Annotated in this window: 6 protein-coding genes and 1 pseudogene; 4 read left to right on the top strand and 3 right to left on the bottom strand. The window is 61.5% G+C overall.

What is annotated here, in order from left to right; genetic code table 11:
* Positions 1-91: 91 nt before the first annotated feature.
* Together NKH93_RS33730 and NKH93_RS33725 are read right to left on the bottom strand one after the other, a co-directional pair.
* Complete coding sequence (locus NKH93_RS33730) at positions 92-529, bottom strand: curlin (RefSeq protein ID WP_352452314.1); 438 nt, start codon at positions 527-529, stop codon at positions 92-94.
* A 403-nt stretch (positions 530-932) separates the two neighbouring features.
* Positions 933-2,012, bottom strand: coding sequence for an alpha/beta hydrolase family protein (locus NKH93_RS33725; protein ID WP_352542968.1), 1,080 nt, complete (start codon positions 2,010-2,012; stop codon positions 933-935).
* Between the two features lie 307 nt (positions 2,013-2,319).
* Here NKH93_RS33725 and NKH93_RS33720 point away from each other — a divergent pair.
* The 4 genes and pseudogenes from NKH93_RS33720 to NKH93_RS33705 all read left to right on the top strand — a co-directional run bounded on the left by NKH93_RS33720 (position 2,320) and on the right by NKH93_RS33705 (position 9,925).
* Positions 2,320-2,951 (top strand): annotated as a pseudogene (locus tag NKH93_RS33720) (tyrosine-type recombinase/integrase).
* A gap of 233 nt (positions 2,952-3,184) precedes the next feature.
* A complete protein-coding gene (locus NKH93_RS33715; RefSeq protein ID WP_352976279.1) occupies positions 3,185-6,604 on the top strand; it encodes an adenylate/guanylate cyclase domain-containing protein in 3,420 nt (1,139 codons plus the stop codon).
* Positions 6,605-6,701: 97 nt separating this feature from the next.
* Positions 6,702-7,967, top strand: coding sequence for an ABC transporter substrate-binding protein (locus NKH93_RS33710; protein ID WP_502893831.1), 1,266 nt, complete (start codon positions 6,702-6,704; stop codon positions 7,965-7,967).
* Between the two features lie 371 nt (positions 7,968-8,338).
* Entirely contained in the window at positions 8,339-9,925 is a 1,587-nt protein-coding gene (locus tag NKH93_RS33705; protein ID WP_352976276.1) for a serine hydrolase, read from the top strand.
* Between the two features lie 499 nt (positions 9,926-10,424).
* Here NKH93_RS33705 and NKH93_RS33700 read toward each other — a convergent pair.
* Positions 10,425-11,009: IS91 family transposase (locus tag NKH93_RS33700; protein ID WP_352976274.1), on the bottom strand; the 585-nt coding region annotated here is incomplete at its 5' end.

Raw genomic sequence — 11,009 nt, 5'->3', positions numbered from 1 at the left:
ATGGTTGCCCGGGGGGGGGTTGGGTTGGGCCCGTGGGTGGGGCGCGGGGGGCCGCGGTATTTTTCCCGGGCCCGCCTGGCCGTTGCCGTGTTTATGGGCAGGCCTGGACGAAAGCTGCGACATTGCCGCTGCCGCCCTGGCTGACATTGGCATCGCAGCCGTGGCCCACCTGCACGCCGGCAGCAATGTTGCCGTTACCGTCCTGGGTCAGAATGGTGGTGTGGTTGGAGCCGAACTGGCCGACGCCGGCCACGTTGCGGTTGCCGTTCTGGTAGGTGGCGCCGTAGTTGCCGGCCCCGTCCTGGCCGATAGCCGAAAGGTTGTGGCGGCCGCGCTGCTGGCCGATCACCTTGTTGAAGCGGCCGTTCTGATACACCCGGATACGGTTTTTGAAGCCGTTCTGGGCGCCGCCGGCCGAGTTCGACCAGCCATATTGCTCGATGCGCACGTCATTGGCCATGGCCGGAGCGGCGGCAGTGATACCGACAAGAGCGGCAAGCGCGGTTGCGATGAAAGAATTGCGGATCATGAGAGCGTCTCCTTTGGCGGACGGGACCGCGGTTGAACGGCTTCTTTTTAGGAGATGCCGTTCGAACTAAGGCTGAAGGCGGCGTTCAGCTGGGGTTCAGGAGGGCTTGCGCGGGTCGTGGCTGCGGCGGTCAGGCCGCTATTCGCTAGGGCAATGGGTGGAGCACACTCGCCAAGGGCGGCCGGTGTTGGGTCATTTCTATACTTGGGGTTGGCCGCTTCCGGCCCACAGGCTGCCGGACGGCAATGCGCCTCATGTCGGTCGTCAAAGTTAGCTTTGCAACTGCCTTAAAGAGGACATTACCGGCCACCGCATTGGTGATCGCGGTTGCGCCACAAGCGGACCACGTGTTGCCGTTGGCCACACGAGCGCCTCCACCTGTCCAGCAACGAGTCCGGTCGGCTCAGTGGAAGGTCGTTTTATAGTGGAGGCCCGGAAACGACGCCTCGCCGGGTCGCAGCGCCGCCTGCCCCATGGGATCACCTTTTAGAATACTGAGGAAGAATGCCGCGGTCAGCGTCTTGGCTTGATCGAACTGCGGGCTGGAACCGGAACCGTATGCGAACATCATGTGCCCACCCTTGTCGAATACGGCCAACGCCTTATCTCGACTTCCGATGCTATCATGCGCCCATAGGGCATTGAATTCCGGCTTCACCATCTCGTCGTCAGAAGTGACCAGTATGAGCGTCGGCACTTTGACAGCCGCAATGCCAGTGGCGCCGAATACCTGCAGCTCGCCGCCCGGAGCTGCGAGAACGAGCGCCGCCACGCGGCTATCCCAAATGGGTGGCATCGGCTCCGCAAACGGGTCTGCAGCGCCGTAGAGTTTGGCAATCGTTGGCTCGAAACCTACAAATTGGCATGAGTCGCCATACTTCTGGGCCTCATTTGCAGCGCACCAGCTATCCAGGGCTTTAAAGTCGACCCGAGCGCCTCCCGCCTGGAGCGCAGTCGCTCCGCCCGATGAATGCCCCCAGACGCCGATGTGGGAGGTATCTATGAGTCCAGCGAGTTTGCCACCCGGGGCTGTCAGTGTATCGGCGTAGCCGATCACACGAAGCACGTTGGCAGAACGATAATAGAGCAATCGGCGAACGTCGAATCCGGTATCATAGCTCGAAGCGAAGACAACGAACCCGTAGGTCGCGAGAAACTGGCCCCAGCGGGTGTAGGCTATGCCCGGCATCGAGGATCCGGGGATCAGCACAAGCAGCGGATAGGGACCGGTCGTTGCCGGCGGTGCGTCCGGCGTCGTCTTCAGGATTGCGCCGGCGGGAGCTGGCGCAGGACCAGCAGCGGGATACCAGACCCATGTTTCCAGCGGGTGCTCACCAGTCACGTCAGGTATCGTGAACTTCTGAATACCGATCGCGAAAGGACCGGGCTGGCTGAAATCGGTTGCGATCGCGGGTGTCACTGCGATCAGGGGCAAGATGACAAGCCAAGGCAGCAGAAGAAAACCCAAGACAGCCTTGATCATAACGTGCTTTCCTGCGCGGTGCCAGGCTGCCGCTACCGTTCACCCATGACGGCAAGACGTCAAGCCCGAGTGCTGCCCACGGTCCATCTATATGGTACGTTCGATCGTTTTGCTGCCCTGAGTCTTCGCTTGAGTGGCCTGAGAGGAGTTGCAGCTTTAGGAACGTGCGGAACGGGTCAGTTCGAGACTCGGACCCACCGGATTGAATATCTGCATTATCACGCGTTCATACCAGAACCGGCCGGACCGCTCCCGGCCCCTCCCGAACGTTTGTGCTCTGGCCAATAGTGGTCTGAGGAGAAACGATATGGGACATTCGCAGTATGACCTCGCCGACAAGGCCGTCCCGCTTGGAATGCAGGCAAGAGAGTAGGCGTCAAACGACCTCTGAAGGTTCGTCAAATCTGGGAAATCCGGTTCTTTCTCGACCGCGAAGGTCGATCACGGGACCGAGCGCTGTTCGACCTTGCGATCGATAGCAAGTTGCGTGGTTGCGACTTGGTGAAGCTCAAGATTGGCGCGCTAGTGAGTGGCGCTGAGATTCGGACTCGGGCCATGGTTGTGCAGCAAAAGACTGGGAGGGCAGTTCAATTCGAACTGATGGCAGACGCCCGAGCAAGCCTACTTGCATGGCTCGAACGTAGAGGTGGAGCGGTCGACGATTTTGCCTTTCCCAGTCGGGTCGATCATGCTGGCCATTTGAGCACCAGGCAGTATGCGCGCCTGGTCGATGAATGGGTTTCGGCGGTTGGCCTTCGCCGTGAGGATTATGGCACCCACTCGCTTCGTCGTACCAAGGCCTCCATTATCTATAAGGCCACCGGGAATCTCCGAGCAATTCAAATTCTGCTCGGCCACACCAAGATTGAGAACACCGTCCGGTATCTCGGCGTCGACGTCGAGGATGCATTGACGCTGGCCGAGGGAACTGAAATCTGAAAATGGACGACCTCGCGTGGGTCGCGCGGGTGCTGGGTCCAGCGGCTTTGCGCCCAATATCCGACATTGAGGCCTCCTGGGTCGTTTCCCGAAAACGGACAGACAGCTCAGACGGCATGATGTCCGGGGACCCGTAACTGACATTCGCCTGGTTCCCGAGGGTGTGACGACTCCCCTTCCAATTTGGGATATGGTTCCACACAGCACCCTTAGTGCTTGGTTGGGAGAAGGACGTGGACATCGCGGCATGGCTGAGTAGCCTGGGACTGGAGCGATACGCTCCGGTCTTCCGCGACAATGACATTGAATCCGAGATGCTTCCTCAGCTAACGGCGGAGGATCTGATAGCACTCGGGATCACATCGGTCGGTCACCGGCGCCGGCTGCTTGCCGCTGTGGCTTCATTCGGAGACACATCCGGCCCGTTACTGATCAAAGCATCCTCGCGCGACCGCGGGAGTGCGCCGGCAAGGTCGCCCGAGCATGGTGACGCGCGGCCACCGCACGCCGAACGGCGCCAATTAACAGTCATGTTCGTGGACCTCGTCAGCTCGACCGAGTTGTCGCAGCGTCTCGACCCGGAGGACATGCGGGAGGTTATTCGCGCTTATCAGATCGCAGTGTCGGAAGAGATCTCCCGTTACGAAGGGCGAGTAGCCAAGCTCATGGGCGATGGGGTGCTGGCCTATTTCGGTTGGCCGCAGGCGCACGAGGACGATGCCGAACGAGCGGTTCGCTCGGGCATGGCCGCCGCCGCAGCAACGGCCCGACTTACAGCGCCGGGAGGCGAACCGCTGGCTGCCCGCATTGGCATCGCGACGGGACTGGTCGTTGTCGGCGATCTCGTTGGCGAAGGATCGGCAAAGGAGGAGGCCGTTGTGGGCGACACGCCTAACCTGGCTGCGAGGCTGCAAGCGCTCGCCGAGCCGGGCAGCGTTGTTGTAGCTGACGGCACGCAACGACTGGTGGCCGGTCTATTCGATATGGTCAATCTCGGTCGCGGGGAGCTAAAGGGCTTCGCAAAGCCGGTCCGCACCTGGCGCATTGTCGGCGAGACAGCGGCAGAGAGTCGTTTCGAGGCGAGGCAGAACATTGTGACGCCGATTGTTGGGCGGGACCAGGAACTCGAGTTTCTCGTTGACCAGTGGCACCGGGCCTGCGCCGGGGAAGGCCGAGTGGTGCTGCTGTCTGGAGAGCCGGGTATTGGCAAGTCCCGGATTATCGCGGCGATGGTCGATCGATTGAGCGCCGAGCCCCCTCCGCGGCTACGCTATTTTTGCTCGCCCTATCATATCAACAGCGCGCTCCATCCCGTGACCACGCAGGTCGAACGGGCGGCTGGACTGGATCGCAACGACACCACGGACACCAAGCTCGACAAGCTGGAGGCCCTGCTTCGCGGGATCGTTCCGGACGTGGCGGAAGCAATTCCGCTGTTGGCGACACTGCTGTCGATCGACACGACCGGTCGATACTCGTCGACCAGGCTGCCACCGCTAGCCCAAAAGGCCCGTACTTTGGCCGCCCTCGTCCAACAAATCGAGGCGCTGGCCGTGCGTGAGCCCACTATCGTCCTTGTCGAGGATGCGCACTGGATCGATCCGACGACCGGCGAGTGGCTGGATATGCTGATTGATCGCCTGCGGAACATGCGGGCACTCCTGATTGTAACCTTTCGACCTGAGTTTCAGCCGCGTTGGATTCAGTTATCGCATGTAACCGCGCTCTCGCTTGATCGCCTCGGACTCGGTCAAGGAGCAGCGATCATGGATCGCGTAGCGGGTGGAAAGACTATGCCGCCGGAGGTAGCCAGCGAGATTCTGGCCAAAACCGAAGGCGTTCCGTTGTTCGTTGAGGAGCTGACCAAGACCGTGCTCGACTCCGGTCTGCTTGTCGACGCGGGCGACCACTACGTGCTCTCAGGTCCTCTGCCTCCTCTTGCGATTCCGTCGACCCTTCAGGATTCTTTGATGTCTCGCCTGGACCGGCTGGGGGCGGTCAAAGAAGTCGCTCAAATCGGCGCCTGCATTGGCCGCGGCTTCCATCACCGGCTGCTGGCTGCCGTAACGGACCCCGCCGAAACCCGTCTGCAAGACGTCATGCCGCAGTTGGAAGAATCCGAGCTCGTTTTTCGGCGAGGCGTTCCTCCAGAGGCGACCTATACGTTCAAGCATGCGCTCGTACGGGATGCAGCCTATCAGAGCCTGCTGAAAAGCCGTCGGCAACAGATTCATGCCAAGATCGCCGCGACGCTGGAGGCGCAATTCCAGGAAGTTGTCGCGACAGAACCTGAAACGCTTGCGCATCACTATACCGTCGCCGGCGTGAATTATCAGGCTGCCGTTTATTGGCTCAAGGCAGGGCAGCTCGCGCTCAAGCGATCTGCCAATCTCGAGGCGGCCTCCCACCTCCGCAAGGGGCTCGAGCTGGTCGGATCATTGCCCGGATCTGAGGACCGCCTGCGACTGGAGCTTTCGCTTGAAAGCGCAACGGGAACGGCAATGATTGCAGCCAAGGGCTGGGGAGCACCAGAGGTCCTTCAGGCCTTTTCGAGCGCGCGGAGGCTTGCCGATACGCTACGCGACAAGCCGCAAATATTCGCTGCGATGCGCGGCGAGAGCTCCTACCAGACCATTTCAGGCAACCTGCGCGCTGCCGAGATGCTGGGCCACCAATGCCAATCGCTCGGATTGGAACTCGCGCAAGTGTCCGATGATTCGGGGTACATCCTCGAAGCACATCACCAACTCTGGGGAATCTACTATTACCTCGGTGACTACGACGCGAGCGAACGTCATGCAAGCCATGGCCTGGCCACTTATGATTACGAGCGACATCGTCACCTTGCCTGGGGCTACGCCGGACACGACCCCGGCGTATGCTGTAGGGCGTTTTCCGCACAGATGCTCTTCATGCGCGGCCATTCGGTCCAGGCGATCCTACGCTCACGCGATGCAATGGCGCTAGCCGAGCGAGACTCGCATCCGGTCACCACAGCACAAGCGCAGCTAAGTTTCTGCTTGGTCCACCTGATGCGGCGCGAGCCCGCCGAAGCCCTTCAATGGGCGAAGAAAGCTATCACTCTGTGTGATGAATTCGTCATGCCATTGCTGCTTGGCCAGGCTCGTGTGTATTTCGGCTGGGCGCTCGCCGGTCTGGGGCAGTTGGAGGAAGGCATTCGCCAAATGCGCCTGGGAATTGCGGGTATCGCCGCGACTGGCGCGGATATGGGCATGGCCTACTACCTTTGCATTCTTGCGCGTAACTGCGGCGAGCGCGGCGATGCAAGCGAAGGCCTTGCCCTCCTGGCGCAGGCCTTCGACACTCTGGGCAAATCGACCTCGAAGTATCAGCTACCAGAGTTATTGCGCACAAGGGGTGAGTTGGTTTCAGTGCTGGACCCAACCGATGAAGCCGCCGAAAGCTGGTTCCAGCAATCTCTCACGGCGGCCCGCGATCAAGGCGCGAAATCCTCTGAACTGAGGGCCGCGCTTCGGCTCACCCGCCTCTATGCCGGCCAAGGCCGCAATGACAAGGCGCGGCATATTCTTGCGCCAGTCCACGCCAGCTTCACCGAGGGGTTTGACACGCCTGATCTCGTAGAGTCCAAAGGCCTGCTCCGAATGCTTTCGCATTCGACGGAACGCGGGTGAAGCATTGCATCCGATACGCAAATTCCTAGTTGGACGACGTCGCCGTGGAAGGAGAAGCGATATGCAAACGTGGGCTGGTCTGTTGGTGGGCGCCGCCATGACATTTGCGAGTGGATCGGTTTCGGCAGAAGAGCTCACTATCTTTTGGGCGGAATGGGACCCGGCGAATTACCTTCAGGAACTCGTCAACGAGTATGAGAAGGAAACCGGCGTCAAGGTAACTATTGAAACGACGGCCTGGCCGGGATTCGAAACCAAGGCCTTTGCCGAGTTCAACGCCAGGGGCGACGCCTATGACATGGTCGTCGGCGACTCGCAGTGGCTCGGCGCCGGCTCGACCGGCGGCCACTATGTCGACCTCACCGACTTCTTCGCCAAGCACGATATAGCCAAACTGATGGCCCCCGCGACGGTGAAAGTCTACGCGGAATATCCCGGCAACAGCGGCAAGTATTGGGCGATCCCGCTCGAAGGCGACGCCATGGGCTGGTCCTACCGCAAAGACTGGTTCGAAGACCCGAAGGAAATGGAAGCGTTCAAGGCCAAGTACGGCTACGACCTCGGCGTGCCGAAGGATTTCAAGGCGCTGCGCGACATCGCCGAGTTCTTCTACCGTCCCGATCAGAAGAAATACGGCGTCGCCATCTACACCGACAATGTCCACGACGGGCTGGCAGGCGGCTTCGAAAGCTTGCTCTTCTCCTATGGCGGCGAGCTTGGCGACTATTCGACGTACAAGGTCGACGGCATCATCAACTCCGATAAGGCGATCGCCGCGCTCGAAGCCTACAAGGAACTCTACAAGTTCACGCCTCCGGGCTGGGCCAACGCCAATTTCATCGACGACAACCAGGCGATCACCGAAAACCTGGCCGCGATGAGCATGAACTTTTTCGCGTTCTTCCCATCACTGATCAACGAAGCGAGCAATCCCAACGCCAAGAACACCGGCTTCTTCGCCAACCCGGCAGGGCCGAACGGCGACCAGTTCGCCGCGCTTGGCGGGCAGGGCATCTCGATCGTCTCCTACTCAGCGAAGCAGGCAGAATCCCTGAAGTTCCTGGAATGGTTCATCAAGGATGAGACCCAGAAGAAATGGGCAGCGCTCGGCGGCTACACCTGCAGCGCAGCCGTACTGAAATCGGATGAGTTCCAGAACGCCACGCCCTACAACAAGGCCTTCCACGAGACCATGTTCAAGGTGAAGGATTTCTGGGCGGTTCCCGAGAATGCCGAACTGCTGCTACAATTCAACCAGCGCGTCTATCCTTATGTGACCGGTGAATCCGGCACGGCCAAGGAAACGCTTGACGCGCTGGCAGCCGACTGGAACGCGACGTTCAAGAAATACGGCCGCCAGTAGGCCGTCTGGCCTTGGAAGGAAGCGTCCGGGCCTCTCGGCCATCGGACCCCGTGCAGCAGGCCATAGGGCCTCGCGATGGGCCATATAATTGGCTTCGATGACTTTCTGGTTGGCCGCCCGCCCGTTGGCGAACAACTCCTGAGTAGACGCCATTTGCCGCCCGGGCTTGGAACTTGACGTTCTCCCGCGCAGTCCCATCCAATTGCCGCCCGCGTGTGTAACGCGGCTACTTCACCAGGTCCCGAAATCACATGCGCGCAGCCGCCGTCTCTGCCTGATCTTTGGAACATATCAGTAGAAAATAGCTGTAACCATCTTTCATCTTGCCGCGTATGGTCCGATCATCTGCCGTGCAAGTTTGAGGACATGCAATGAAGAAGGCCGCTGCTCTCGTCGTGCTTTCCCTCGTAGCCATGCTGCCCGCCGTGGCAGCCGCGCAGTCCTACGTGCCGGAGCTTGGGCCATCGCCGCCGCAGGATGCTGTGCAGCTGTATCCCGGCGGTGTCGAGAAGGCGCTGGCCGCGCTGCCGGACATCGTCAAGAAAGTCAAGGAAGCATCCGACGTTCCCGGCTTCGCCGTGGCGGTGGTGCACGGCGGCAAAATGATCTTTGACGAGGGCTATGGCCTTCGCGACAATCGGGACGACACTTCTAAGGTCAGCAGCACCACCATTTTCCAGGTCGCCTCGGTGTCGAAGTCGATCTCGGCCACGGTGGCCGCGATCGCCATGACGAAGGACCACAGCTTCGACTGGGATACCCCGGTCGGCAAGGTCTGGGACGGCTTTCGCCTCGATCTCGACTATGTCTCGGGCAACGCCACCATCGGCGATTTCTTCGCCCATCGCTCGGGCCTGCCGATGGCGGCGGGCGACGAACTCGAGGATCTCGGCTTCCAGCGCAAGCAGATCGTCGGGAGCCTGTGGATGGTGCCCCTCGATCCCTTCCGCATCTCCTATCACTACGCCAATTTCGGCACGACGATCGGCGCCGAGGCAGTGGCCCACGCCGAGAAACAGCCTTGGGAGCTGCTGGCCAAGAGCCTGTTGTTCGATCCGCTCGGCATGCGCTCGAGCAGCTATCGGCACGAGGACTTCATTGCCGCCGGCAAGAACCGCGCCCTGCTGCATGCGCGCGTGGCGGAGAATGTGTTCGAGCCGCTCTATGACCGCGACCCCGACCAGCAGGCGCCGGCGGGCGGCGTCTCCTCCAGCGCCCAGGATCTTGCCAAGTGGATGATCCTGCTGCTTGGCGACGGCACCTATAGCGGCCAGCCCATGATCGACCCCAAGATCCTGCAGCCCGCCATCACACCGCAGAGCGTGACCTACCGCGGCGAGACGCCCGATACGCGGGCCAGCTCCTATGGCTACGGCTTCAATGTGGGGGTGAACGCCAATGGCCACACCACCATGGGCCATTCCGGCGCCTTCCTGCTCGGCGCCGGCACCACCTTCCAGATCTTGCCCTCGGCCGATGTCGGCATCGTCGTGCTCACCAACGGCTCCCCCGTCGGCGCCGCCGAGGCGGTCGCCGCCAGCTTCATGGACATCGTGCAATATGGCCAGGTCACCCGCGACTGGTATCCCTACATCAAGCCGCGGTTCATGGCCTACTACAAGCCGGTGGGCGACCTCGCCGGCAAGGACAGGCCGACGAACCCCGCCAAGGCGCGCAGTCCATCCTTCTACGAGGGCCAATATACGAGCAACTATTTCGACACCGCCACCGTGCGGGCCGATGGCGACAAGCTGATGCTCGAACTCGGCCCCAAGCCCATGCAGTTCACGCTCGAGCACTGGGACGGCGACACCTACGCCCTCACGCCCCGCGGAGAGAACGCGCCGACCGGCTCGCTGTCATCGGTGAAGTTCGTCGGTTCCTCCGGCGGCCTTCACGCGCGGGTGATGACGGTGGATTATCTCAATGAGAACGGGTTGGGGCATTTTCAGAGGTAGGGGGTGGGGCGTCGGGTGCTCCATACACCCTATGCCGTCGAAAAGGCGAACCGGCCGTCTGCAAGGTGATGCCTGAGATGGCGGATTTGTGACGGTTCGCTTCCGGGCGTGGAAATCAGGAAGCCGGCATTTGCTCGGGAGCTTCCGCCAAGCCATGTCGGCTTTGGCCAGCCGCTGATCCGAAGCAGACCGACAGCTCCCGTGAAGAGTTTCGGGCGCCGGCAGGCGTACGAAAGTCCCCGAGGAAGGAACCCGCGGGCCACAGGCGATGGCTATGGGGATTTCGGATTTCGGCAGATGTCGGCGATGGCGTGACCGCCGTCGGGAAGCGCTGGGGTGAATGCGGACAGACCGCTTCGTTGCGCCTCCGCGCGGTGTTGTCGGGACGGTGGACGGCTGGGCGCGGCTCTGTCGGCGTCGATAATCACCATAGGCGTGCGTCGATCCGTTGCCGGAGGCTGAGTGCCTGCAGCTGAAGGCTGAACCATTCCATGCCGGGTCATGGCGTGCTGCTCCCGGTCGACGGGGAACCGTTTGGCGGTCCGCGCGGCTGCCTCCGTCGTTCGAACACCTCGATCACGATCATGCGGCCGCCACAGCAGGGGCATGGCGGGCGGAAGTTGTCCGGTTCGTCCGTGGTGTCATCGTCGGACGGTGCGGTGACGTTCAGGAGTTCACGAACAAGCGCGAGGCTGGCCCTGCGAACAGAGCCGGCAAGCAGGCCGCAATGCCGGATGCGGTGGAATCCCTTTGGCAACACGTGGAGCAGGAAGCGGCGGATGAACTCGTCGGTCGCGAGCGTCATGAGCTGCTGCCGGTCGGCGCCTTCGCGGCGATAGTCCTTGTAGCGGAAGGTGACCCCGTCATCATCGAAGCGGATGAGGCGGCTGTTCGAGATCGCGACCCGGTGCGTGTAGCGCGACAGGTAGGCGAGCACCGCTTCAGGCCCGGCGAAGGGCGCCTTGGTATAGACGACCCAGCGCTTCGTCCGGACCGTTGCCAGGTGGCGAAGGAATGCTCGGCGGTCGGCGAGGTGCGCCATCGACCCGAAGAAGCTAAGCCGCCCGGCGTGGTGCAGCGCGAC

Origin of the sequence: Mesorhizobium sp. M0954, assembly GCF_040319155.1 — a bacterium.
Lineage (GTDB): Bacteria > Pseudomonadota > Alphaproteobacteria > Rhizobiales > Rhizobiaceae > Mesorhizobium.
This window is presented reverse-complemented; position numbering and strand designations above follow the sequence as displayed.